Here is a 23,510-nt window from a genome sequence, read left to right on the forward strand (position 1 = left end):
GCGCAACTGCCGGATACAAGAGCGGCCGGTCCCTTCGGGGGCCGGCCGCTCTTGTGTTCCCTCCCCCAATGGCGCTACCGGGACGGCCAGTACCAGATGATCAGCATGGTCACGAGGAATCCGGTGAGGAAGTTCAGCTTCAGGAACCGCTTCCAGCCGGCGTTGGCCTGCTCCGAGTCCGCGTCCGGGATGTTCCAGAACGGCAGCAGGTTCAGGATGTACGGCACCGCCAGCAGGCCGCCCAGCACCGCAGGCCAGGGCGTGAGCAGCATCAGCAGCCCGCCGGTAAGGTAGGCGGCGGCAGCGAACCGGACCACCGCTTTGGCCCCCAGGACGGTGGCAATCGAGGAAATCCCGCCCTCGCGGTCCGGCACCACGTCCTGCACCGCGCCGAAGGCCTGGCTCGCCACGCCCCAGAGGAAGAACGCCCCCAGCACCGCCCACAGCCCCGGAGTGAAGGCGGCCCCGGCCAGCACCAGTCCGTACACGGCCGGTGACACAAAGTGCGTGCTGGAGGTAAGGGAATCCAAAAACGGACGTTCCTTGAACCGAAGCCCGGGCGCACTGTAGGCGACCACGGCAAATACGCTGACGGCGAGGACCAGCCAGGACAGCGGGTTGCCCAGCAGGAGCAGGGCAACCAGGAACGGTACGTTGGTGGCCACTGCCGCCCACAGGGTGATCCGGTGGAAGCTGCGGTCCAGCACCGCGCCCTCCACCCCGCCCTTGCGCGGGTTGTGCAGGTCCGACTCGTAGTCAAAGACATCATTGATGCCGTACATGGCCAGGTTGTACGGGATCAGGAAGTACAGCGTGCCCAGGACCCAGGCCAGGTCGATGCCGCCGGTCGTGATGAGGTAGGCGGCGGCAAAAGGATAGGCGGTGTTGACCCAGGACAGCGGACGGGACGAAACGAGCAGCATCCGCAGCGTCGAGCCCGGGGTCCGGGTTGATGTGCTCACTGCTTCTCCTCGTGTTCTGCGCTATGTTCTGCGCTGCGTTCTGCGCTATGTTCTGCGCTGTCGCCCTCCGGGGCCTTCGGCCTTTTCTCCAGCAGCACCCACAGCGCCGGCAGCAGCAGCACCGCGGCCAGGGCGTAGGCGAAGTCCTCCAGCGGGGCGCTGCCGATGAAGGCCCCGGAAATCCGTTCCGGGTTGTACCAGAACAGCCCCGCGGCGATCATCACGTTGTCGAAGACCGCGGTGAGGACCAGCAGGACGACGGCGGTGACGGCCAGTGCGGCCGGCATGCCTTTCCCGCCAGGCGCCCCGGGTTTCCCGGAAGCTTTCGTTGCACCGGACTCCGCCGATGCGCGGCGCCTGCGCAGCAGGGCGAGAACCAGCACGGCCGCGGCCGGAACCAGGAAGACGGCGTTCAGCGCCCAGTACGTCACCGCTTCACCTCCTGCCGCCCGGTGTGCTGCCGTCCGGAGCGGTGCCGGGCAGTGCGCAGCACCAGCGATACCAGCCCGAAGAGCACCATGGTGAGGTAGCAGAGGAAGGCCAGGAAGAAGACCTCCTCAACGGGCAGGTGCGGGGCCAGGACAATGCCGAGCATGATGGGGGTTTCCCCGCGGTGGAAAATGTCCAGGCCAATGCCGCCGAGGTCCCACAGCAGGAAAAACACCAGGCCAATGGCCGTCACCAGCGCCGCGCGCCTGGCATCGGCGAAAAAGAACAGCTTGAACCTGTGGTCCAGCAGCGCCATGCACCCGATGGAGGCCAGCAGCAGCAGCAGGTAGAGCGCCCCCATCAGGACCGGCTCCCGGAATTCGGATCCGCTGCCGGTTCCGGAACCGGCAGCTCTTCGGTGCTGGTGTCTCCGCGGAGCCGTTTAAGCACCAGTTCCGCGCTGATCAGGCACATCGGCAAGCCGATGCCCGGCAGCGTGGAGCCGCCGGCGTACAGCAGCCCCTCCACTCTGCGGCTGGCGTTGGTGCCGCGGAAGAAAGCGCTCTGTTTCAGGACGTGCGCCGGGCCGAGCAGGGTTCCGCGCCAGGAGTTCAGGTCCTGCACAAAGTCCTGCGGCCCCACGGTCCTGCGGACGGTGATGCGCTCGGCCAGATCGGGGATCCCGGCCCAGGCCGAGATCTGCGCGATGACGGCGTCGGCCATGGCCTCAATCCGCGCATCGCCGCCGCCGTCCATCCCGCCGGAGCCCAGCGAGGGGTCTGAAGGCACCGGTACCAGGACAAACAGGTTTTCGTATCCCTCGGGGGCAGCGCCGGGATCTGTCGCACTGGGCCGGCACACGTAGAGCGACGCCGGATCCGGAACCGAAGTTTCCCGGCCGAAGATCTTGCTGAAGTTCGCTTTCCAGTCCGAGGTGAAAAGCAGCGTGTGGTGCGCCAGGGACGGCAGCTCACCACGGACTCCCAGATGCAGCAGCAGCCCGCCCGGACCGGGAATGCGGTGCTTCCAGTAGCTTTCCGGGTAGGTCTGCAGCTCGCGCGGCAGCAGCGCGGTCTCGGTGTGGTGCAGATCCGCGGCGGACACCACGAGGTCGGCCTCCAGTCTCAGCAGCTCTCCGGCGGCGTCGGTGTACTCGACGCCGGTGGCCCGGGCGCGCCGCCGGCCGGCGAGCCGCCGGGGCAGACGCCGGCTACTACGTCCCGCGTCGGGTTCCGTGGTGAGGATCCGGGTGACGGCGGTTTCGGTGCGGATCGTGACGCCCTCGGCCCGGGCCAGCTCGGATATGACGCTGATCAGCCGGGTGAAGCCTCCCATCGGATACAGCACACCGTCGGCCAGGTCCAGCCGGCTCATCAGGTGGTACATGCTCGGGGTGGTGAACGGCGAGGAGCCGAGGAAGACCGCCGGATAACCCAGGATCTGCCGGATCCGGGGATCGGTGAACTTTTGCGCCACAAAGGAACTGAGCGGCTGCAGCAGCAGCTGGGCCAGCCGGGGGCCGCGCCGCAGCACATCGGGCCGCAGCAGGGGCAGGAAGGACGCGAAGGTGGAATACAGGAAGCGCTTCTTGGCCATGTCGTAGACGTCGACGGCGGAGTCCAGGTATTTCTCCAGGCGCGCTCCCGCGCCGGGCTCCAGGGACTCGAACAGCTTCACGTTCTCGTCGCGGGTCGCTGCGATGTCCACCGGCTCGGCGAAACCTTCAAAGAGGACGCGGTAGCCCGGATCCAGCCGGACCAGCTCCAGCTGTTCCTCCGCGGAGGTGCCCAGCAGCCGGAAGAAATGGTCAAAGACTTCAGGCATCAGGTACCAGGAGGGCCCGGTGTCGAAGCTGAAACCGGCACTTTGCCAGGTTCCGGTCCGCCCGCCGGCCACGGGCTGCTTCTCCAGGACGGTGACCTCCAGCCCTTCCCGGGCCAGCAGGGCTGCGGTGGCCAGTCCGGTGATTCCGCCGCCGATGACGACGGCGGTGCGTGGCTGTGCCGTTGCGGAACTGCGGGTCATGGCTGCCTTCCGGCGTAGGAACCGCGCGGCGCCGTCCGGCGGAGGCGGTGGACGGCAAGGATCTGCGCGGCGATGCGCAGCTTGACGGGGTTGGGCACCCGGACCCGGGTGCTGCGCAGCTCTTCGGCGGGGGTGGCCCGCAGCCGGCGGGAGAGCTCTGCAAAGAGCTCCTGGGCCAGTGCGACGGCGGGCCGGGCTGCGGACGGAAGCTCGGCGATGGATGCCCCGGAAACCAGCAGGTCAGCGTCAATGTCATCGAGCAGCCGGTGTTTGTCCGACTCGGAGAATGCGCCCACGCTGACCCCGGGAAAGTAGCTGCGGCCCAGGGCATCGAAGTCATCGGCCAGGTCGCGGAGAAAGTTGACCTTCTGAAAGGCCGCCCCGAGGCGCTGCGCACCTTCCCGAAGCCGTTTCGCCCGGTCCTCGCTGACCTCGACGCCGTCCAGGAAACACAGCAGGCACATGAGCCCAATGACTTCGGCGGACCCGTAGACGTAGTCGTCGAAGGAGGCCTGGGTGTGTTCCGCGCGCAGCAGGTCCGCACGCATGGACCGGAAGAAGGGCGTGGTCAGCTCCTCTGTGATGCCGGTGGCACGGGCGGTCAGGGCGAAGGCATGAACCACCAGATTGACGCTGTAGCCGGTGCGCAGGGCCTGACGTGTGTCGGCTTCCAGCGTATCCAGCACCCGGCCGACGTCCGCCGCCGGAAGGCCCGCGGCCGCTGCCACGCCGTCGACAATTTCATCCGCGAGCCGCACCAGCGCGTAAACGGCCTCAATCTGCAGCCGGGTTCGGGGACGCAGCAGCCGCGAGGCCAGCCCAAAGGAAGTGGAATAGGAACGGATAACTCCCGACGCCGTTTCCACCGCCACCCTGTTGTACAGGTCCAGGCCTGTTTCTCCGGCCATTCCCTACCGGCCCCGGTTCAGGGCGCCGGCCACGATGCGTTCGAGCACCAGACGCAGCGGGGGCGGAACGGCCGGGCAGTCCAGGTGGGCGCGGGCCCGGTCGGCGTGCTCCTCGGCGAGGGAACGGGCGTAGTCGCGGGCCCCGGAGCTGATCAGGAGTTCCCGCGCCCGGTCCGCTTCTTCGGGGGTGAGGTCGGGGCAGCCGATCAGGTGTGAGAGCTCGGCCCAGCAGGGTCCCTGTGCTGCGTGCGAGATCAGCGCGGTCCGCTTGCCCTCCCGGAGGTCGCTCAGGTTTGACTTGCCCGTGGCGCTTTCTTTGCCGAAAACCCCCAGGAGGTCATCAACGAGCTGATACGCGATTCCCGTGTCCCGGCCAAAGTCGCCCAGAGTGGCAACGACGTCGTCGTTCGCTCCGGCGAGCACCGCCCCTGCCTGCAGCGGAGCCTCGAAGGAGTAGACAGCGGTTTTCAGCCGTTCCATGTCCAGGATCTCGGGCACCGGCGGGGCGCCGGGCGAGAAGGAGAAGTCGACGTCGATGAGCTCGCCGGCGGCGGAGGCAAACACCGCATCGTCCAGGATCCCGGCCAGCCGCTGCCGGGTCCCGGGATCGGTGTCCACCGTGTCCAGCATGCGGAAGGCGCCCGTCAGGGCCAGGTCACCGGCGATGATGCCGGCCGACATGCCGCGGTGCCGGGCTGCTTCGGGCGTCTGTCCCGCCGTCTCCGCCAGGGAGCGGTAGGTTCCGGAGACGTTGTCGTGGCCCCGGCGGACGAAATCCAGGTCGATGACGTCGTCGTGGATGATCAGCGCCGTGTGCAGCAGCTCAAAGGCGGCGCCAACCCGCGCCGCTGCACTGATGTTGGTGCCGCCCAGATGCTGGTACGCCGTCATCAAGATGCCGGGACGGACCCGCTTGCCGCCAACGGTGGACGTCTCCAGCGTTTCCCAGAGGCTAAGGTAGCTGGGGCTGAGCTTGGCGGCGCGGAGCTTCGCCCGCTCGAAAAAACTGTGCAGGACACTCTCCACCTGCTCTTGTCCGATTGCTGGTTCAAGCAGGGGTTCAGTCTCCATAGGTAAAGTAAACACGGAGAAGATACGGAGGAGAAATGGCGCAACACGCGGAACTGGTCGTTCTCGTGGATCCGGACGGCACGCCCGTCGGAACGCACGAAAAAGCAACGGTGCATACTGTTGACACGCCTTTGCATTTGGCGTTCTCCACTCACGTTTTCAACCGGTCCGGCCAGCTGCTGGTCACGCGGCGGGCTCTGGGCAAGCTGACCTGGCCCGGCGTCTGGACCAACTCCTTCTGCGGGCACCCGGGCCCGGGGGAAGCCACCGCCGACGCCGTGCTCCGGCGCGCGGAGCGGGAACTGGGGCTGACCCTGTTGCCGGAGCAGCTGACGCTTAAGCTGCCCGATTTCCGTTACCGGGCAGTGGACGCGTCAGGAATCGTGGAGCACGAAATCTGCCCGGTCTACACCGCGGTGGCCGACGCAGACCCGGTTCCTGCCGCCGATGAGGTGATGGACTGGCAGTGGGTTGATCCGCTGGCCCTGGCTGAGTCCGTCCGTCTGTCCCCGTGGGCCTTCAGCCCCTGGCTCGTACTGCAGCTGCCCCTGCTGTATCCGCAGGTTTTCGCCGCTTCGAACCCTGCAGGCCCCGGCCTCTCCTAGCGGCGGCCGGCTTCGGCAGGTGCGGAAAACCGGCGGGGCCAGCGCACCCAGGGTGCCTCGGCCGGCCAGTGTGCCAGCAGCGTATGGAAGGCACGGCGGAAGCGTCGGGCGAGGTTGGCCGCGCCGATGAGTGCCCGCGGCGCCATGCCCACCACGAGGGTCGGTTCGAACCGGCAGCGGTACTGCTGGCCCAGATGCAGGCTCAGGCAGACGTCGTCGTGCATTTCCGGATCATGCCGGTGCACCGAGGGGCGGATCTGATGCCAGACGGAGGCCCGCATGGCGAGGTTCGAGCCGAACAGCGGCAGGTGCCCCAGCGCCAGCCCCATCGCCAGATAGTAGGAGCCGAGGTACAGCACGCTGAGCGCCGCGCCCACCGGCCGGGGGAAGCCGTAAAAGGCTCCCGGGCCCGAGAGTGCTCCGAGCTCCGGATCTGCGGCAAAGCGTTCTGCTATCCGCTGAACCCAGTCCGGGGGCAAAACACAATCAGCGTCACAGCGGGCAATAATCCCGCCCCCGGCTGCGTCATAGCCGGCGGCGGCTGCCGCCGGAATCCCGGGCACCGGCTCGGGGATAACGCGGGCACCAAACCGTCGGGCGACGGCAGCGCTGGAATCGGTGCTGTTGTTGTCCACCACCACAATTTCCCAGGGCTGCAGGGTTTGCCGGGCAAGAGAGGCCAGGCAGGCCTCGAGGGCGGCGGCGTCGTTCAGGCAGGGAATAACCACGCTGACTGAGGGCAGGACGGCAGGCATGGAGGAAGTCTAGCCGCAGCGGCTCCGGACGCGGCTCCGGAGAGGCGGTGCAGGAACTGCCGCTCTCCCGCGGGAGGAGGTGCTGCGATACCGTAAATCCATGATCGACGCCCTCCTCCGCCGCCCGTCCGGTGCCGGAGAGTTCTTCGCAGATGCAGTACGACTTCTTTGCGTGTTCAGTCTCGCGGCAGCTGTTCTTTCGTACGGACCGGTGGACGTTGCACTGTTCCTGCTGGTGCTGATGGGAATACTCATCTCCCGGTGCCTGGACATTTCGCGGGTGTTTGACGGCATCTACGGCCTGACGCTTTTGGCGGCGGCCTGGAGCAGCGTCCTGAATCTGTACGCGCGCGTGAGCTGGTGGGACCTGCCCGTGCACTTCGCGGCCACCGGAGTCATTGCGGCCATGACCTATCTCCTGCTGGCGCGGCTGGGCGCAGTCCCCGCCCCTGCGCCTTCCCCCGCGCCTTCCCCCGCACCTTCCCCCGTACCCGGCCGCAGCCTGGCGCTGCGGATCGCGGTGCCCGTCCTCGTTCTGGCGCTGGGCCTTGCGGTCAGCGTGCTCTGGGAGCTGGGCGAATGGTGGGGCAACGCGTTTGTGGACGGGAGCATCAACGTCGGTTACCAGGACACCATGGGCGACCTTGCCGCCGGCGGGCTCGGGGCGCTGCTGGCCGGCCTCGCTCTGGGGAAGGCATCCCGGCCTCCGCATCGGCGGCAGGAGGCCGGCGCGGAGGAGACCTTCAGCCGGCGCTGATCCACTCGGAAAGCCCATGAAAAAAGGCACCGCCGGCAGTGCTGCTGTTGCCGGCGGTGCCTCAAAGGGTCCTGTTAGGCCTTGAGGTACTTCTTAGGACTGGAGGTACTTCTTAGGACTTGATGTACTTCGCGTGCTCTTCGTGGGCGCGGGCCACCTCGGCGCGGATGTCCTCAATGTCCTTGACCTTGTCGCGGTATTTCTTGTCCATGGTGGAAATCTGCCGTTCCTCTTCACAGAGAGCGGCGTAGATGCGCTCGCGCTCGCCCTCGTCCGAAGTGTAGGACAGGTCGAGGTAGGCGTTCGCGTGGCGGCGGGCGTTGTTGACGGCGGTCTGCGCCTTGCCGGCAGGGCTGACGAGCGAAGCAATAACGGTGACCAGCAGGACGCCGATGATGACGCTCAGGGACAGGCCGGTTCCGATCTCGACAACCGGCACATGCTCGCCGTTATTGATGAACGGCAGGGTGTTCTCGTGCAGGGCGTGCAGCACAAGCTTCACGCCGATGAAGGCGAGGATGGCGGCAAGTCCGAAGGAGAGGTAGATCAGGCGGTCCAGCAGGCCGTCGATCAGGAAGTAGAGCTGGCGCAGGCCCATCAGGGAGAACGCGGTGGCGGTGAAGACGATGAAGGTGCTCTGCGTCAGGCCGAAGATCGCGGGGATGGAGTCCAGGGCGAAGAGGATGTCGGTTCCGCCGATGGCCACCATGACCAGCAGCATCGGGGTCAGGACCTTCTTGCCGTTCTCCACGGTGAAGAGCTTGTCGCCGTCGTAGTGGTCAGTGGTGGGCAGGACCCGCTTGGCGATCCGGATGATGAAGTTGTTTGCCTCGTCCTTCTCGCCTTCGGGCTTCAGCAGGTTGCCCGCGGTGATCAGCAGGATGAGGCCGAAGATGTAGAAGATCCAGGAGAAGGAGTTGATCAGTGCCGCGCCCAGGAAGATAAAGCCGGTGCGGGCAATCAAGGCAAACACGATGCCGAAGAGCAGCACCTTCTGCTGGTCCTCACGCGGCACCCGGAAGCTCGCCATGATGATCAGGAAGACAAACAGGTTGTCCACGGAGAGCGCTTTTTCCGTGATGTAGCCGGCAAAGTACTCAGCACCGGCGGTGGTACCGCCGAACACCAGCACCAGCACGCCAAAAAGAATCGCCAGCCCCACATAGATGCTGGACCAGACGGCAGCTTCCTTCAGCGTGGGAATATGCGCCTTGCGGATGTGGAAGAAGTAATCGAAGGCCAACAGGCCCAGAATGACGACAATCGTCACTCCCCAGATCAGGGGGGAAACAGTCATGGAACTCCGCTTTCGTAGGGTACGTCAAAGAACCATAGGTCTCTCCGGCGTCCCTGTGAACGGGTGCCCGCGGTTTCCGGCTGCGGCTTCGGCGCCGAACGTGTTGACGGAAAACTGCGTGGTGGATACTCCCCTACGAATGCCCCAGTCTAACGGCTTTTAAACCGGGCCTGCCACCCGGGGGCCGGGACACGCGCGGGTACCACCCCGGCGGCCGGTATGACGGCGGCAGCCGGGGAGGTCACGGCAGTTAGCCCTCGCAGTCCGAGCAGTACTTCTGGCCGTTCTTTTCCAGGGCCACCTGGGAGCGGTGGCGGACCAGGAAGCAGGAGGCACACGTGAATTCATCGTCCTGTGCCGGGACTACCCGGACCAGCAGTTCCTCGCCGGAGAGATCGGCGCCGGGAAGTTCAAAGTTCTCGGCGGCGTCGGTTTCGTCAACGTCCACGGCCGTGGCGGACGGGGTCACACTGCGCTGTGCCTGCAGTTCCTCCAGCGAGGCGGTTGATGCCCCATCGTCCTCGGTCTTGCGCGGTGCGTCGTAATCTGTTGCCATCTGCCTTAACTCACACTCCATTTTTCAGCTAGCTGTTGGGATCCGGCCTCGATCGTAACGGATGGACCGCATGCCCTTCGCTTCCCGGAGCAACATTCGGGACATATTCGCCGCGGGCCGAATCGGCAGCCCGGAATTCAGTCATGCGGACCCTCTTCGGGAGAACGAACAGCTGGCCAAAAGAATTTCCGGTGCGCGGTTGGCGCGCCGCGCACCGGGCCATGGGCCCCGGACACGCCGGAGGGGCGTTCCGTGGAACGCCCCCTCCGGGACTGCTGTTCTGAGGCGCCGGTGTTCAGGCGCCCGGTGTACCTGTGCGCTGCGGCTACTGCTTCGGCTCGGGCTGCACTTCGGCCGGCGTCATGGTGTGCTGGCCGCCCGTCGTAAAGCTGCCGTTCCCGGTGGAACCGGTCGAGCTGGTGCCGCTTGCCTCGGCTGCCGTGGGCGTGGAGGCCGAGGAACCCGTGGAGGTGCCCGAGTCGGAGGCAGGCTTGCCCGACGTGGACGAGTGCGAGACCTTGTCCTTGGCCGTGGAGGCCACTTCCGTCACCTTTTCCTGCAGGCCCGGCGCCTTTTCCTTGGCCCACTCGGTGCCCTGCGAGACGGTCTCCTGGACCTTGGGATCCTTCCAGAGTTCCATCAGCTTTTCGCGGCCGCCCTTCGAGCCAACCAGGTAGCCAACGCCCATTCCGGCGAGAAATACGAACTTCTTAACCATGTTGTCCTCTTTTCCGCCCCTTGCAGGGGCATCGCGAATACCGTCCGATACTGTCCATATGCACACTACCGCCGGAAGCGGAAGAATAAACAGCAACCTTACTATGCCCGGGGGCAACCCTGTGTCCACTCTCGGCTTTTCCCCGGAGAAACGTCCCGCGTCAGCCAGCCATCAGCCGGGAACGGATCAGGAAGCGCTTGCCTTCCGGTGCCTCGACCGAAAACCCGCTGCCGCGCCCCGGCACCACGTCCACGGTCAGGTGCGTGTGCTTCCAGTATTCGAACTGTTCCAGGGACATCCAGAAGTCCAGGGACTCCCCCGGCGTCAGCTCGAACGTTCCCAGCAGTACGTCAGCTTCGGAGGTGATGAAGTCTCCGGCCGGATAGCACATGGGCGAAGAACCGTCGCAGCATCCTCCGGACTGATGGAACATGAGCGGCCCGTGCATCTCGCGCAGGCGCAGCAGCAGCTCCTGTGCCTGCGGTGTGAGCGCCACCCGGGACGTGCTCTCCCCGGGCAGCGTCACGGCCGCCTCAAGACCGGTCTCCATGGAAGCACTCATCAGTATCCGATCACCACGCGGCCGTCGACCCGGCCCCCTCGAAGTTCGTCCATGACGTTGTTGATCTCCTCCAGGTTTCGGGTGGTGATGTTCGGGTGGATGAGTCCGCGGTCATAAAAATCGATCGCCTCCGCCAGGTCCTGGCGGGTTCCCACAATTGAGCCCCGGATGGTCAGGGCCTTGAGCACGATGTCGAAAATGGGCGCCGGGAAATCGCCGGGCGGCAGCCCGACAAATACGATGGTCCCTCCGCGCCTCGCCATGCCGATGGCCTGACCGAACGCCTCCGGATGCACTGCCGTCACCAGCACCGCGTGGGCACCTCCGACCTTCGCCTGGACAGCCTCGGCCGGATCCTCGTTGCGTGCGTTGACCAGCACTTCGGCCCCGTACTTCTTCGCCAGCTCCAGCTTGTCATCGGCGATGTCCACGGCTGCCACCCGCAGGCCCATGGCTTTGGCGTACTGCACCGCAACATGGCCCAGTCCACCGATGCCGGAGATCACCACCCACTGCCCGGGCCGCGCTTCGCTGACTTTCAATCCCTTGTACACGGTGACGCCTGCGCAGAGGATCGGGGCAATCTCCTGCGGATCTGCGCCCTCGGGGATGCGTGCCGCGAAGCTGGCATCCACCAGCATGTACTGGCCAAAGGAGCCGTCCACGGAATAGCCGCTGTTCTTCTGCTCTTCGCAGAGCGTTTCCCAGCCTGTCCGGCAGAATTCGCAGTCACCGCAGGCGTAGGCGAGCCAGGCATTGCCCACCATGTCGCCGGGCTGCAGATCGGTGACCCCCTCACCGACCTGCACCACCTCCCCGACGCCTTCATGTCCGGGAATGAACGGCGGGGTCGGCTTGACCGGCCAGTCTCCGTCCGCAGCATGGAGGTCGGTGTGGCACACACCGGTCGCCACCAGCTTGACGAGCACCTGTCCGGGGCCGGGCTCCAGTACTGCCACGTCCTCGACGGCGAGTCCTTCGCCGAGCCGGTTTACCACTGCTGCTTTCATGCTGGCCATTCGATCCTCATTTCTTCGGTCAATGCGGCGTCCACCCAGCGTAGGCGCGGAGCGTGCGGCTTAGAAGAAGCCCTGCTTGTTCTCCGCGTAGCTGACCAGCAGGTTCTTGGTCTGCTGGTAGTGGTCCAGCATCATCGCGTGGTTTTCGCGGCCGATGCCGGAGGACTTGTAGCCGCCGAAGGCTGCGTGGGCCGGGTAGGCATGGTAATTGTTCACCCAGACCCGTCCGGCCTGAATGTCCCGTCCGGCGCGGTAGGCAGTGTTGCCGTTGCGGGACCAGACTCCGGCCCCGAGTCCGTAGAGGGTGTCATTGGCGATGGCCAGGGCTTCGCCGTAGTCCGAGAATCGGGTCACCGAAACCACCGGGCCGAAGATCTCCTCCTGGAAGATGCGCATATTGTTGGTGCCTTCGAACACGGTGGGCTTCACGTAGAAGCCGCCGGCCAGGTCGCCGTCGAGCATCAGCCGCTCGCCGCCGGTGAGGACCTTGGCGCCCTCCTGGTGCGCAATGTCCATGTAGGAGAGGATCTTTTCCAGCTGGTCGTTGGACGCCTGCGCTCCCACCATGGTGTTGGTGTCCAGCGGGTTGCCCTGGACGATCTGCGCGGTGCGGGCCAGGGCATCGGACATGAAGCTGTCGTAGAAGGAGTCCTGGATGAGCGCCCGTGAGGGGCAGGTGCAGACTTCGCCCTGGTTCAGGGCGAACATGTTGAACCCTTCCAGGGCCTTGTCGTAGAACGCGTCGTTTTCCTGCGCGACGTCGGCGAAGAAAATGTTCGGGCTCTTGCCGCCCAGTTCCAGGGTCACCGGGATCAGGTTCTGCGAGGCGTACTGCATGATCAGCCGCCCGGTGGTGGTTTCGCCGGTGAAGGCGATCTTGCGGATCCGCGGGGAGGAAGCCAGCGGCTTCCCCGCTTCCACCCCGAATCCGTTCACCACGTTCAGTACGCCGGCCGGCAGGATGTCCGAGATCAGCTCCATCAGCACCATGATCGAGGCAGGGGTCTGCTCGGCGGGCTTCAGAACAATGGCATTGCCCGCCGCGAGTGCGGGAGCGAGCTTCCAGACAGCCATGAGAATGGGAAAGTTCCACGGGATGATCTGGCCGACAACGCCCAGCGGCTCGTGGAAGTGATAGGCAGTGGTGTCGTCGTCGATCTGGGAGAGGGTGCCCTCCTGGGCCCGGACGGCACCGGCAAAGTACCGGAAGTGGTCCACGGCCAGCGGCATGTCTGCGGCGAGGGTCTCGCGGACCGGCTTGCCGTTGTCCCAGCTTTCCGCGACGGCGAGCATCTCCAGGTTTTCCTCGATGCGGTCGGCGATACGGTTCAGGACCTGGGCCCGTTCCGCAACGGACGTCTTGCCCCAGGCCGGTGCTGCCTTGTGGGCTGCGTCCAGGGCAAGGTCAATGTCCTCGGAGGTGCCGCGGGCCACCTCGCAGAAAACTTTTCCGTTGATCGGGGAAACATTCTCGAAGTAGCCTCCCTTGACCGGCGGCACCCACTCTCCGCCGATCCAGTTCTCGTAACGGGGTTTGAAGGAAAGCTTGGATCCCTCGGTGCCGGGCTGCGCATATACGGTCATGTCTGCTCCTTGGAGGTGACGACGTCGGTGTCTGACGTACTGAGGGTACGTATCCGCACGTTGCACGAAGGTTGCATGGGCGCACGGACCGCCGCACGCGGGAGGGGTCCTAGCCCAGTTCCCGCTCCAGCCGCTCCAGATGCGCCACCACGGAGGCGCGGCGGGGTGAGCGCAGCGGCAGCATCCGCAGGGCAAGGGACCAGGCCTCGACGTCGTTGCCGGCCTCCGCCAGGGACAGATATGCCAGGAGGACCTCGGCGTCGGCGTCGGAAAGCACCGCTTCGCGCAGGACGGTGCTGACTTCGCTGCGCAGGACCGTGACGGCCGGGGCTTCCGACCGGGGAAGCACGGGTCCGCGGTACAGGTTCAGGGCCCGCCGGTACGCTCCGCGCTCCAGGTAGCCGAGCACCTGCCGGGCGTCGATGGCCAGATGGTGCGGCAGCCGGTAGGGCCGTGACTGCGGCACCAGCGCCGGCCCCGGCATCCCCTCGTTGTGTTTTCCCAGCAGGTTCCGCAGCCGGAGCATTTCCGCGCGGACGGTGCTGACCGAGGCGCTTTCCGGATAAACCATGACGGAGAGTTCGTCGGCGGTGAGTCCTTCGGGGTGCAGCGCAAGGAGAGTCAGGAGCTCCGAATGCCGGATACTCAGGGCAGCGGAGCGCCCTCCCACGGTCACCACGGCGGAATCCCGGCCCAGGATCTGCAGGCTGTCCGGTGCTCCTGCCGGCACGGCACGCAGGGCGGGTGTTCCTCGGGGTGCTCCGCGCGCGGCGCGGGCCCCCGCTTGTGTCTTCCTCCGCCGGCGCGCGCTGTCGGCGTCCTGCAGCCGCTCCACCCGCAGGTGGGCCTCGGCGGCCGCCACCGTTGCCTCGACCAGCGCGAGCGTGTGTTCGGCCACCGCCTGGTCCCGGCCGGTGATGTCAACCACGCCCAGGACGGAGCCGGTGTCCGGGTCCCGAAGCGGCACCGCGGTGCAGCTCCAGGAATGGACCTGCCTGCTGAAGTGCTCTGCCCCCGCAATCTGGACACTGTGCCCGGAGGCAAGCGCCGTTCCGGGGGCGCTGGTACCGATGGACTGTTCCGACCAGTCCGTGCCCGGGATGAAGAGCATTCCTTCGGCGCGCCGCTGCAGTTCGTCGTCGCCCTCCACCCAAAGCAGCCGGCCCAGCTCGTCTCCGACCGCTACCAGCAGCCCGCTGTCCGATCCGGGGCGCACCAGCAGCTGCCGGATAACGGGCATGACAGCGGAGAGGGGGTGCGCGCGCCGGTACTCGTCCAGGGCGGAGCCGGTGAAAACGAGTTCCGGAACGGCCTTGTCCGGGTCGGTGTGGTGACGCAGCGACCGTTGCCAGGATTCCCGGACCGGCGTCCTCAGCCCGCGCAGAAATCCGTCAGCGGAGTCCAGGCCCTCATGTGCCCGGTGTGCGGCACGCTGGAGGCCCTCCGCGGAACGCCGCGGCGGAAGGAGATAATCCGAATTGTGCACTGCCCCGACCTATCCGCACTGATAAGGAGACCGCTGACACCGCGTTCCGAGCTGTGGTGTGCAAGACAGTCTACCCATGCCCCGCCCCGGCTGCCACGGGGACCGGGGCACCCCTGTGCGTCTGCTGCAGGACGGGCCGGATCAGGCGTTAAAAGGGGCTGCCGCAGCTCCCGGGGACAATGTCCCCGGGGCCGCGGCTGCAGGCCGGGCAAGCGGGCTACTGGCCCCGCGCTACCCGGATCATTTCCTCGCGGTCAACAACCTTCACGCGCTCGCGGATCAGTTCGCCGCTGGACGGATCCGGGTGCACGTAGGAAGCGCCCAGGCTCTTCTCGTAGGCGTCCAGCTTCAGCCAGCCCTCCCAGGTGACGTACTCGACGCCGCGGTCTTCGAGCAGCTTGATGATGGAGTCCTCATCCGGCTCCTCGGCCGCGGGAAGGTTCAGCCGGTCTTCCAGCAGGAACCCGATGGTTTCCAGTGCGTCGCCCTTGGTGTGGCCGATCAGGCCCACCGGGCCTCGCTTGATCCAGCCGGTGGTGTAGATGCCCGGGACGGGAGTGCCTGATTCGTCGATGACGCGGCCGCCCTCGTTGGGAATGACGCCGCGGCGGGTATCAAAGCCGACCTCCGGCAGTTCCGAGCCGAAGTAGCCGATGGCCCGGTACACGGCCTGCACCGGGTAATCGACAATCTCGCCGGTGCCGCGGGCGTTGCCGGTGCCGTCGAGTTCGTTGCGCTCGAATTTCATGCCGGCAACCTTGCCGGGGTTGGCGGGATCCTCGTAAATCTCCACCGGGCTGTGCAGGAAGTGCAGGTGCAGGCGGCGGGAGGCCCCGGTGTCCTGCTCTTCGACGAGCCAGTTGGTCAGCGTGTTGACCATGGTCTTGGTCTGGTTGTTGGTGCGGATCTGCTGGTCGGAGCCTTCATCGAATTCGAAGTCCTCCGGGTAGAGCACAATGTCGACGTCGCGCGAATGGGACAGTTCGCGCAGCTCCAGCGGGGTGAACTTCACCTGGGCCGGGCCGCGGCGTCCGAAGATGTGCACGTCCGTCACGGGAGACTTCTTCAGGCCCTCGTAGACGTTGTCCGGGATCTCGGTGGTCAGCAGGTCATCGGCGTGCTTGGAGAGGATGCGCGCCACGTCCAGGGCCACGTTGCCGTTGCCGATGACGGCAACTTCCTTGGCCTCCAGCGGCCATTCACGCGGCACATCGGGGTGCCCGTCATACCAGGACACGAAGTCGGCACCGCCGAAGGAACCTTCCAGCTCAACGCCGGGGATGCTCATGTCCGCGTCCCTGATGGCACCGGTGGCGAAGATGATGGCGTCATAGAAGTGGCGGAAGTCGGTAAGGGTGAGGTCCTTGCCGTAGTGCACGTTTCCCAGGAAACGGATGTCACCGCGGTCCATGACCTTGTGCAGGGCGTTGACGATCCCCTTGATCCGCGGATGGTCCGGAGCTACGCCGTAACGGATCAGGCCGTACGGCGCCGGGTACTTGTCGAAGAGGTCGATGCTGACCTCAAAATCCCGTTCAGCTTTGGTGAGGATATCTGCGGCATAAACACCGGCGGGGCCAGCGCCGATAATGGCGACTCGCATGGGGCGCTGCGACCGGTCCGCGGCTGAATTAGACACTGATAGTCCTTCGTCTCGGGGGAAACCTCGTGCGGAATAACGCACAGTTTCCTATTCTAAATGCCGGGCACGACGGCGTCTAAACGGTTCGGTGCGGCAGCCGCCTTGGATGGCCTGCCGTGCCCTCCGCTGCGGCCCGGGAATACCCATTGCTCGAGTTATGTTGAGGATCACGTGTCATCATCAAACGGAACAGGCGCTCCGCGCTCCGCACCCTCACCCGAGTCCTTCCGCCCGCCTTCCCCGGCAGGGTCCGGCACTGCCGGCCCGGCAGCGGGCAGCGCTTCCGGCACGACGGCGGCCGGCACCGGCGGCGGCGCACCGGCTGCACGCACCCGGGGCGAGAACACCCCCGGCCTACTCTTCGGCGTCGGCGCCTACATGCTGTGGGGCCTGCTGCCCCTCTACTTCATGGTGCTGGTTCCGGCCGGCGCCGTGGAGATCGTTGCCGCGCGCATCGTGTTCTCGCTGGTGTTCTGCGCCGCCCTCCTCACCGTGATGCGGTCCTGGCGGACCCTGCGGGCTGCCGCACGGAACTTCCGGCTGGTAGGAACCCTGGGCGGTGCCGCGGTCCTGATCGCGGTCAACTGGACCACGTACGCGTGGGCCGTGCTGAACGAACATGCCGTGGAAGCGGCGCTGGGCTACTTCATCAATCCACTGGTGTCGGTGCTGCTGGGCGTGATCGTGCTCAAGGAGAAACTGCGGCCGCTGCAGTGGGTGGCGATGGGCGTCGGCTTTGTTGCCGTGCTGGTCCTGGCCCTGGCCTACGGCACCGTCCCCTGGATCGCCCTCATCCTTGCCTTCAGTTTCGGCACGTACGGACTGGTCAAGAAGGGCGTGGGCGGCAGGGTGGACGCCATTTCCAGCCTGACCATTGAAACCGCAGTCCTCACGCCCGTGGCCATCGCCGTCCTGGTGTGGATGTCCCTCAACGGCACAGCAACCATTCTTTCCAACGGTCCCGCGCATTTCTGGCTCCTGGCGGCCTCCGGGATCGTGACGGCAGTTCCGCTGATCTTCTTCGGTGCCGCCGCCCGTCGCCTTCCGCTGTCCACCGTGGGAATGCTGCAGTATCTGGCCCCCACGCTCCAGTTCATCATCGCCCTGGCGGTCTTCAAGGAAGTCATGCCGCCGGAGCGCTGGGCCGGGTTCGGGCTGGTCTGGCTGGCGCTGGTGATCCTGACCGTGGACATGATGGGCGGTCCGCGGCGCAACCGGCTTCTCCGCGCGGCGGCAGCGGCCTAAGAAAGCGGCCCAGAGCAGCAGCCTAAGACGCAAAAAAGCCCCGCTCACCGGTGACCGGTGGGCGGGGCTTTTTTCGAACTCCGGTGAAGGAGCCCGCGAAGGTTACAGTGCGGAGGTGCTGCGCTGGCGCTGCAGGGCCACCAGTGCTGCCGCTCCGGTCAGTGCCATGAGGGCGCCGATCCCGCCGATGGCCAGCTGTGCGGCGTTCAAACCGGTTGCGGCCAGTTCGGTCTTTCCGTCAGCTGCAGGAACCGGCTGGGCTGCCAGGACCGTAACGGCCTGCTCGACGGTGAACGTTGTCCACCCTGCCAGGATCCCGTCGCGGAACAGTGCCACCTTGTGCTCGCCGGCCGTCAGCACGGCGGGAACAGCCACAGCCAGCGAGCCGCCGGCGTCGGCAGTGGTGGCCCCCAAATTGACGCCTGCGGACGGAAGAACGACTTCATAGGAAGCAGCTGCGTCCAGGCCGGAGATTCGCAGCTGGCTGCCGGTGGCAACGGCTGTAGCCGTTCCCCGCGCCGAGGCTGTCAGGAGAGCTTCGTTTCCGAGCGACACCTGTTCGATGGCCGCTGCCGCAGCGGCCTGGGCCTTCTTCTCAGCGGCCTGGCGTGCGGTGGCATCAGCTGCAGTCTTCTGCGCTGCTGCCTGTACGGCTGCAGCTTCTTCAGCGGCGGCCTGCTCGGCTGCCTCTGCTTCGGCAGCCTTAGCGGCCTCCAGTGCGGCTGCGTCCTGCTCGGCAGCGGTTTCGGCTTCGCGGGCCGCTGCCTGCTCTGCAGCTGCGGCTTGCTCAGCTGCAGCCGCATCGGCTGCAGCCTTCTCGTCAGCGGCCGCCCGGGCAGCTTCAGCGGCCTTAGCCGCAGCTGCCTCTTCGGCGGCCTTAGCTGCGGCTGCCTCTTCAGCAGCCTTGGCTGCGGCTGCCTCTTCGGCTGCCTTATCTTCGGCGGCCTTGTCCTGTGCAGGCTGCGTGGCACCGGGTGCGGGCACAGCAGCTTCCTCCTGGGCAGCAGCGTCAGCGGCGGCCTTCTCAGCGGCAGCCTTTGCGGCAGCGTCAGCGGCGGCCTTCTCAGCGGCAGCCTTTGCTGCTGCATCGGCGGCTGCCTTCTGTGCAGCGGCTTCCGCGGCGGCGGCATCGGCAGCAGCCTTCGCGGCGGCTTCCTCGGCCGCTGCCTTCGCTGCTGCTTCTTCCGCTGCGGCGCGCGCTGCGGCTTCGGCGGCTGCCTTCTCCGCTGCGGCACGCTCGGCTGCTTCCCGTGCTGCGGCTTCATCCGCAGGAGTAACGGTGGACCGGCCGAACTGTGCGGTGGCGAGGTAGACGCCGCGGTTCGGGCCGGCAGTCAGCTGCACGGCGCCGATTCCGATGTCGGTGTCGGCGGCGCGCAGCATGTTGGCGCGGTGGGCGGGTGAGTTGACCCACCAGGAGAAAGCCTCGTCTGCACTCATGTTCCAGACAATGTTCTCGTGGAAGGCATAGGACCCGGGGCTGTGCTGAAAGACGCCGGCACCGTGGATGTTGGCCTGGTCAGCGGACTGCTGCGTCCAGGACTGGGACTCGCCGGACATCTGCGCATCCCAGCGCAGCGGCGCCAGTGCATGCTGCGCCCGGTAATCATTGATCAGTACGTACAGGCGGTTCGCGAATTGTGCATCCGCGGAACTGGCAGCTGCGGACGGAATCGAGATCACCGCCGTCAAAAGTGCAATGGCGAGCGCCGTGAAAACGCCCACAAGTTTCTTAACGCGCATTGTCTTTCCTTATGCCTCGAGACTTGGTGACCGCCAAAGCGAAAACACCGAAGCCAGACCATGCACAGCCTCCCCAGAGAGCTGCGGTGCCCGGCAAAAACGTCACGGGGCAACGATGTGAACTTACCTTAGGCCCCTCTAATAGACAACAACACCTTCATTATCATCAGTAACGGCAATAACAAGTTGGACACGCAGGAGACTGCCCGGGGCGCTACTCCCGGTCTGCGGCGGTTCCCTGCCGCAGGGTTTCACCGCGGAAGTAGCCGGGATTCCGGAAATACATGAACATCATCAGCACGGCTCCCAGGGCTATGACGCCGGTGCCCAGCACAAAGACCAGCCCCACTCCCCCCACTGAGGAGCCGGAGCCGTAGTCGGGGTCCATGGAGTCAGCCGCGGTCTTCAGGAACATCACGAACAGGATGACGGCCCCCAGCAGCGGCGCCAGGAACTTCAGCAGGAAATCGCGCACGCCGCTCAGCGCTTCGGCCCGGAAATACCAGACGCAGGCCAGGGCGGTGATCCCGTAGTAGAAGCAGATCATCAGGCCCAGGGCGGTGATGGTGTCCCACAGTGCGTTTTCCGACAGCAGGCGGGTGACGGTGTAGAAACCCGCCGCAGCCACGGCGGAGGCGACGGTGGCGTACCCCGGGGACTTGTGCACCGGGCTGATGCCGCCGAAGCGCCGGGGAAGTGCCCGGTAATGCCCCATCGCCAGTAGCGTGCGTGCCGGCGACACGAAGGTGGACTGCAGCGATGCGGCTGAACTGCTGAGGATGGACAGGGACATCAGGATGGCAAACGGTCCCATGACCGGACCGGCCAGGACCGCGAAGATGCTCTCCTGGTTCTCGGGATTCCCTGCTCCCAGTTCCCCCTCACCGACACCGGCGTAGGACAGCACGGCAAGGGAAACCATCATGTAGACCAGGACAATGACGAACACCGTCACCGTTGCCGCACGGCCCGGCGTCTTGCCCGGATCCTTCGTTTCCTCGTTCATGGTCAGCGTCACGTCCCAGCCCCAGTAGACAAAGATGGAGAGCGAGACGCCGGCGGCGAAGCTGGAAAAGGACTCCACGGCAAAGGGATTGAACCATTCCGCGGTGATCGGGGTGGCGTCAAAGGCGGTTCCCGCTCCAACGTGGAGGAAGGCCGCCACGGAGAACCACCCCAGGACCAGCAGCTGGAAGCCCACCAGAATGTATTGGAACACCTTGGTGGTTTCCAGGCCTCGGTAGGAGATCCAGCAGGCCACGGCGATGAAGACGCACGTGGTGAGGATGTTCAGCGGCAGGTTGGTGGTCAGCTCCGCCAGCGAATCGTTGCCGGTCACCTGAGCGAGCATCAGATAGAAGAAGTCAACGGCCACGGCGGCGAGGTTGGACAGCACAATGATGGTGGCCGCAATCAGCCCCCAGCCGCCCATCCACCCAACCCACGGACCGAAGGCGCGGGTGGCCCAGGTGAACGACGTGCCGGAGTCCGGCATGGCCTTGTTCAGTTCCCGGTAGCCCAGTGCCACCAGGATCATGGGAATGAAGCCCACCAGGAAAATGGCCGGCAGCTGCACCCCCACCTCGGAGACGGTGGGCCCCAGACCCGCCGTCAGGGTGTACGCCGGCGCAATGCAGGACACCCCGATCACCACCGCGCCGAGCAGCCCCACGGTGCCGGATTTCAGCCCCTTGCGGCTGAGTCCGCTGGACTGGCTCTGCTTGGCCGGAACAATTTTGCTTGAGCTCATTCGGTCACCTCTGTCGGACGGGATGTGCCGCCGGCGGGGCGTGACCGGAAGTTCCGGGGCACCACCACCATGGGAACGGGAAGGCTGCGCAGCACCTTGCTGGCAGTGGGGCCCAGGAAAAGACGGTTGTTCTGCGCCAGCCGGCTGGACCCGATGAGCATGATTTCGCCGTCGTCGAACTCCAGGTCGTCTATGGCGTTCTCAATCGTTCTGCCCTGCGCGACGACGGCGGTTACCGGGCAGCGGCCGGCAGCCAGTTCCTGCGCCCGGGCCAGCCGGTCGGCTGCGTGCAGGTCCGCCTCCAGCACGGCGTCGCCGTCCCGCCCGGAGGCGTCCAGCGCCACCAGCGACACCAGCCGCAGCGGAAGTCCGCTCCGCGCCGCCGTCGCCACCGCTGTTTCCAGCACGTCCTCGGAACCGCGGCGGTTGCCCACGGCGCAGGTGATCCGGGTCAGCGTCCCGGTCCTGCTGTAGCCGCGCGGTGCCAGTGCCACCGGCACCTGCGCGGCATGCAGCAGCGCATTGGCAACGCTGCCGACGGTGAACCGTTTGAAGAGTCCGTTGCTGGCGGCGCCCACCACAATCAGTGCTGCGTTCAGTTCATCGGCTGCAGCTATCAGTCCGCTGGCGTCGGAGTCCGCGTTGCGGATGTATCCGGCGGCGCGCACATCGGAGGGAACCGCAGCCAGGGCATCGGACAGCCAGATCTTCAGCTGTTCCTCGAGCAGGTCCCGGTATCCGCTTTCGGGCGGATAGACGGCGGTATAGGGAGAATGCACCGGGTCGACCATGACCAGATCCAGCTCCGCGTCCTGGCTTCGGGCCAGGACGGCCGCGAGGTTCAGGGCGTCCCGGCCCCTCTCATTGGCGGTGTATCCCACGACGTAACGCATGCGGACTCCTCTTTAACGCTGTCCGGATACTGCGGCGGACGTTTCGGCTGACGCGGCGGCGAGGATGCTGTCGGCGGTGAGCTGGCCCATCCGGACCGCTCCGTCTACGTGCTGGTAGCCCTCTGCGGCGAGGTCGGAGCAGGACCAGTGGATGGGACCCACCGGGGCCAGCTGGTCCGGGCCGTAGCGGTGCAGGCCGCCGAGGTCGTAGCTGGCGGCGTAGGCGCCGCGGGTCCACTCCTCGGAGCCCCAGTCGGACTCGTAGTAGACCTCCGGGCTCAGCGCTTCCTCGCCGAGGAAAGCCGCGATGGAAGACAGGATGGCCTGCCGCCGGTCTTCAGCGGAGAGCGCGAACATCGCGTCGGCCTTCTCATCCGAAACAAACCCCACCAGCGTGCCACGGGGGTCTTCGTGGTTGGTGTTGTCGTAGACCTCCTGCACCAGTGCCCCGGCGCCGAAGCAGGTGCCGGACAGACCTTTGTCCCGCCAGAACGGCGTGGCGTACACGGCGTGGACCTTGATGACCAGGCCGAGTGACTGGTGCTGGTGCATCTGGTGCTGGCGGCGCGGCAGCGGCGGGTCGAAGGACACCCGCGAATACAGGTTGGGCGGCACTGCCATGACGGCGTAGCGGGCATGGACGGTGACGTTGTCCGCAACGGCCGTGACGCCGTCGTGCGCGGTGCCGTCTTCCCCCGGCCAGCGCAGGAAGCGCACGGGGTTGGAGGGCACGACGTCGTCACCCAGGTCGGCAGCCATGCGTTCGGAGACCTGCTGCATGCCGCCGGCAACGCGCCGGTCCAGGATGAAGTCCTCGTCCACCAGGTGGGAGAAGGATCCGGCCGACGCCGCCATCAGCACCGCCTGGAGCACCGAGAAGGCGTGGGCGGGCTTGGTGAGCATGCCGCCCGCCACGAACAGGCCGATGTTGTTGCACGCCTCTTCGTCGTCGGACAGCTCGCGCAGCCAGCTGTGGAAGGACACCGTGTCCAGTTCCCGGGCGCGCGGATGTTTCCAGGGGGCGGCCGGATCCGTTTCCGCGGCCAGCTGGTCCAGGATGCCGATCAGCCGGAGCATTTCCTTTTCGGTGCGCTCCCCCACCGGAAACATGTCGCCGGAGTAGGTGCGCCGGGTGCCGTCCGGCGAGATGTAGACGGACTCACCGGCACGGTAGCGTTCAAAGGTTTCCAGGCCCAGCTCCTCCACCAGGGCGGAAAGCACCGTCTGGTCCGGGGAGATCCACTGGCCGCCGATCTCGAGCATGGCTCCGTCGATGGTGTCGGTCCAGGTGCGGCCGCCCACCCGGTCCCGGGCCTCCAGCACCGCGACGGACAGCCCCGCGGCCTTGAGCCTGCGGGCAGCGCTCAGCCCCGAGGGTCCGGCTCCAATGATTACAACGTCACGTTCCAGCGTCTGCACGGTGTCCTTTCCTGCGGCCGGAGGGCCGCCAGTGTCCTTCGAATAAATGAATGCTGTTCATTTATTAGAACGAGACTGTAGCGT

Annotated in this window: 22 protein-coding genes; 3 read left to right on the forward strand and 19 right to left on the reverse strand. The window is 66.2% G+C overall.

Annotated features, from left to right (window positions below; genetic code table 11):
- Positions 1-74: 74 nt before the first annotated feature.
- The 6 genes from M1D40_RS15015 to M1D40_RS15040 are packed head-to-tail and all read right to left on the reverse strand — an operon-like array spanning position 75 to position 5,395.
- On the reverse strand, positions 75-962 hold the full coding sequence (locus tag M1D40_RS15015; RefSeq protein ID WP_341393297.1) for a prenyltransferase: 888 nt from the start codon (positions 960-962) through the stop codon (positions 75-77).
- Positions 959-1,393, reverse strand: coding sequence for a lycopene cyclase domain-containing protein (locus M1D40_RS15020; protein WP_461169340.1), 435 nt, complete (start codon positions 1,391-1,393; stop codon positions 959-961). The genes M1D40_RS15015 and M1D40_RS15020 overlap by 4 nt, the downstream gene beginning before the upstream one ends.
- The gene (locus M1D40_RS15025; protein WP_461169341.1) at positions 1,390-1,752 is read right to left on the reverse strand and encodes a lycopene cyclase domain-containing protein; all 363 of its coding nucleotides are present in this window, start codon (positions 1,750-1,752) and stop codon (positions 1,390-1,392) included. The genes M1D40_RS15020 and M1D40_RS15025 overlap by 4 nt, the downstream gene beginning before the upstream one ends.
- Entirely contained in the window at positions 1,752-3,416 is a 1,665-nt protein-coding gene (crtI, locus tag M1D40_RS15030; RefSeq protein WP_461169342.1) for a phytoene desaturase family protein, read from the reverse strand. Before crtI ends, M1D40_RS15025 begins: the two co-directional genes overlap by 1 nt.
- Positions 3,413-4,324: a phytoene/squalene synthase family protein gene (locus M1D40_RS15035; protein WP_461169343.1), complete on the reverse strand. Its 912-nt coding sequence runs from the start codon at positions 4,322-4,324 to the stop codon at positions 3,413-3,415. Before M1D40_RS15035 ends, crtI begins: the two co-directional genes overlap by 4 nt.
- Before the next feature lie 3 nt (positions 4,325-4,327).
- Positions 4,328-5,395 (reverse strand): polyprenyl synthetase family protein, encoded by a 1,068-nt coding sequence (locus tag M1D40_RS15040; RefSeq protein WP_341393292.1) that lies wholly within the window; start codon positions 5,393-5,395, stop codon positions 4,328-4,330.
- A gap of 35 nt (positions 5,396-5,430) precedes the next feature.
- On the opposite strand from M1D40_RS15040, the gene idi reads away from it, so the two are divergent.
- On the forward strand, positions 5,431-6,000 hold the full coding sequence (gene idi, locus M1D40_RS15045; protein ID WP_461169344.1) for an isopentenyl-diphosphate Delta-isomerase: 570 nt from the start codon (positions 5,431-5,433) through the stop codon (positions 5,998-6,000).
- On the opposite strand, the gene M1D40_RS15050 is transcribed toward idi, so the two are convergent.
- A complete protein-coding gene (locus M1D40_RS15050) occupies positions 5,997-6,755 on the reverse strand; it encodes a glycosyltransferase family A protein (RefSeq protein WP_461169345.1) in 759 nt (252 codons plus the stop codon). The genes idi and M1D40_RS15050 overlap by 4 nt on opposite strands.
- A 100-nt stretch (positions 6,756-6,855) precedes the next feature.
- Here M1D40_RS15050 and M1D40_RS15055 point away from each other — a divergent pair, with 100 nt between their 5' ends.
- Entirely contained in the window at positions 6,856-7,512 is a 657-nt protein-coding gene (locus M1D40_RS15055; protein WP_461169346.1) for a hypothetical protein, read from the forward strand.
- A gap of 112 nt (positions 7,513-7,624) precedes the next feature.
- Here the strand turns inward: M1D40_RS15055 and M1D40_RS15060 are convergent, their stop codons facing one another.
- The 8 genes from M1D40_RS15060 to M1D40_RS15095 form a co-directional block, all read right to left on the reverse strand.
- Positions 7,625-8,809: a TerC family protein gene (locus tag M1D40_RS15060; protein WP_341393288.1), complete on the reverse strand. Its 1,185-nt coding sequence runs from the start codon at positions 8,807-8,809 to the stop codon at positions 7,625-7,627.
- A 250-nt stretch (positions 8,810-9,059) separates the two neighbouring features.
- Positions 9,060-9,365: a DUF4193 domain-containing protein gene (locus tag M1D40_RS15065; protein ID WP_229964803.1), complete on the reverse strand. Its 306-nt coding sequence runs from the start codon at positions 9,363-9,365 to the stop codon at positions 9,060-9,062.
- 325 nt (positions 9,366-9,690) lie between these two features.
- Positions 9,691-10,083: a hypothetical protein gene (locus tag M1D40_RS15070; RefSeq protein ID WP_461169347.1), complete on the reverse strand. Its 393-nt coding sequence runs from the start codon at positions 10,081-10,083 to the stop codon at positions 9,691-9,693.
- A gap of 160 nt (positions 10,084-10,243) precedes the next feature.
- Positions 10,244-10,645 carry a DUF779 domain-containing protein gene (locus tag M1D40_RS15075; RefSeq protein WP_341393286.1) on the reverse strand — a complete coding sequence of 134 codons (402 nt, stop codon included), beginning with the start codon at positions 10,643-10,645 and terminating at the stop codon, positions 10,244-10,246.
- A complete protein-coding gene (gene adhP / locus M1D40_RS15080) occupies positions 10,645-11,664 on the reverse strand; it encodes an alcohol dehydrogenase AdhP (protein ID WP_341393285.1) in 1,020 nt (339 codons plus the stop codon). The genes M1D40_RS15075 and adhP overlap by 1 nt, the downstream gene beginning before the upstream one ends.
- A 60-nt stretch (positions 11,665-11,724) precedes the next feature.
- Positions 11,725-13,248, reverse strand: coding sequence for an acetaldehyde dehydrogenase ExaC (gene exaC / locus M1D40_RS15085; protein WP_461169348.1), 1,524 nt, complete (start codon positions 13,246-13,248; stop codon positions 11,725-11,727).
- Between the two features lie 109 nt (positions 13,249-13,357).
- Positions 13,358-14,734 (reverse strand): GAF domain-containing protein, encoded by a 1,377-nt coding sequence (locus M1D40_RS15090; RefSeq protein ID WP_461169349.1) that lies wholly within the window; start codon positions 14,732-14,734, stop codon positions 13,358-13,360.
- A 217-nt stretch (positions 14,735-14,951) separates the two neighbouring features.
- On the reverse strand, positions 14,952-16,373 hold the full coding sequence (locus M1D40_RS15095) for an FAD-dependent oxidoreductase (RefSeq protein WP_341393282.1): 1,422 nt from the start codon (positions 16,371-16,373) through the stop codon (positions 14,952-14,954).
- A gap of 174 nt (positions 16,374-16,547) precedes the next feature.
- Here M1D40_RS15095 and rarD point away from each other — a divergent pair, with 174 nt between their 5' ends.
- Positions 16,548-17,621 carry an EamA family transporter RarD gene (gene rarD / locus M1D40_RS15100; protein ID WP_461169350.1) on the forward strand — a complete coding sequence of 358 codons (1,074 nt, stop codon included), beginning with the start codon at positions 16,548-16,550 and terminating at the stop codon, positions 17,619-17,621.
- Between the two features lie 102 nt (positions 17,622-17,723).
- Here rarD and M1D40_RS15105 read toward each other — a convergent pair whose 3' ends face one another.
- The 4 genes from M1D40_RS15105 to M1D40_RS15120 all read right to left on the reverse strand — a co-directional run bounded on the left by M1D40_RS15105 (position 17,724) and on the right by M1D40_RS15120 (position 23,426).
- Positions 17,724-19,364: a CAP domain-containing protein gene (locus M1D40_RS15105; protein WP_461169351.1), complete on the reverse strand. Its 1,641-nt coding sequence runs from the start codon at positions 19,362-19,364 to the stop codon at positions 17,724-17,726.
- Between the two features lie 214 nt (positions 19,365-19,578).
- Positions 19,579-21,114, reverse strand: coding sequence for an APC family permease (locus M1D40_RS15110; RefSeq protein WP_461169352.1), 1,536 nt, complete (start codon positions 21,112-21,114; stop codon positions 19,579-19,581).
- On the reverse strand, positions 21,111-22,007 hold the full coding sequence (locus M1D40_RS15115; protein WP_461169353.1) for a universal stress protein: 897 nt from the start codon (positions 22,005-22,007) through the stop codon (positions 21,111-21,113). Before M1D40_RS15115 ends, M1D40_RS15110 begins: the two co-directional genes overlap by 4 nt.
- 12 nt (positions 22,008-22,019) lie before the next feature.
- Positions 22,020-23,426: a flavin monoamine oxidase family protein gene (locus M1D40_RS15120; protein WP_461169354.1), complete on the reverse strand. Its 1,407-nt coding sequence runs from the start codon at positions 23,424-23,426 to the stop codon at positions 22,020-22,022.
- Positions 23,427-23,510 lie beyond the last annotated feature (84 nt).

It is taken from the genome of Arthrobacter sp. Z1-15 (assembly GCF_054792395.1).

Bases quoted from the DNA above. Each gene is read 5' to 3' on its own strand.
- M1D40_RS15025 (WP_461169341.1), bottom strand. From the start codon at position 1,752: ATGGGGGCGCTCTACCTGCTGCTGCTGCTGGCCTCCATCGGGTGCATG.
- crtI (WP_461169342.1), bottom strand. From the start codon at position 3,416: ATGACCCGCAGTTCCGCAACGGCACAGCCACGCACCGCCGTCGTCATC.
- M1D40_RS15035 (WP_461169343.1), bottom strand. From the start codon at position 4,324: ATGGCCGGAGAAACAGGCCTGGACCTGTACAACAGGGTGGCGGTGGAA.
- M1D40_RS15040 (WP_341393292.1), bottom strand. From the start codon at position 5,395: ATGGAGACTGAACCCCTGCTTGAACCAGCAATCGGACAAGAGCAGGTG.
- idi (WP_461169344.1), top strand. From the start codon at position 5,431: ATGGCGCAACACGCGGAACTGGTCGTTCTCGTGGATCCGGACGGCACG.
- M1D40_RS15050 (WP_461169345.1), bottom strand. From the start codon at position 6,755: ATGCCTGCCGTCCTGCCCTCAGTCAGCGTGGTTATTCCCTGCCTGAAC.
- M1D40_RS15055 (WP_461169346.1), top strand. From the start codon at position 6,856: ATGATCGACGCCCTCCTCCGCCGCCCGTCCGGTGCCGGAGAGTTCTTC.
- M1D40_RS15060 (WP_341393288.1), bottom strand. From the start codon at position 8,809: ATGACTGTTTCCCCCCTGATCTGGGGAGTGACGATTGTCGTCATTCTG.
- M1D40_RS15065 (WP_229964803.1), bottom strand. From the start codon at position 9,365: ATGGCAACAGATTACGACGCACCGCGCAAGACCGAGGACGATGGGGCA.
- M1D40_RS15070 (WP_461169347.1), bottom strand. From the start codon at position 10,083: ATGGTTAAGAAGTTCGTATTTCTCGCCGGAATGGGCGTTGGCTACCTG.
- M1D40_RS15075 (WP_341393286.1), bottom strand. From the start codon at position 10,645: ATGAGTGCTTCCATGGAGACCGGTCTTGAGGCGGCCGTGACGCTGCCC.
- adhP (WP_341393285.1), bottom strand. From the start codon at position 11,664: ATGGCCAGCATGAAAGCAGCAGTGGTAAACCGGCTCGGCGAAGGACTC.
- exaC (WP_461169348.1), bottom strand. From the start codon at position 13,248: ATGACCGTATATGCGCAGCCCGGCACCGAGGGATCCAAGCTTTCCTTC.
- M1D40_RS15105 (WP_461169351.1), bottom strand. From the start codon at position 19,364: ATGCGCGTTAAGAAACTTGTGGGCGTTTTCACGGCGCTCGCCATTGCA.
- M1D40_RS15110 (WP_461169352.1), bottom strand. From the start codon at position 21,114: ATGAGCTCAAGCAAAATTGTTCCGGCCAAGCAGAGCCAGTCCAGCGGA.
- M1D40_RS15115 (WP_461169353.1), bottom strand. From the start codon at position 22,007: ATGCGTTACGTCGTGGGATACACCGCCAATGAGAGGGGCCGGGACGCC.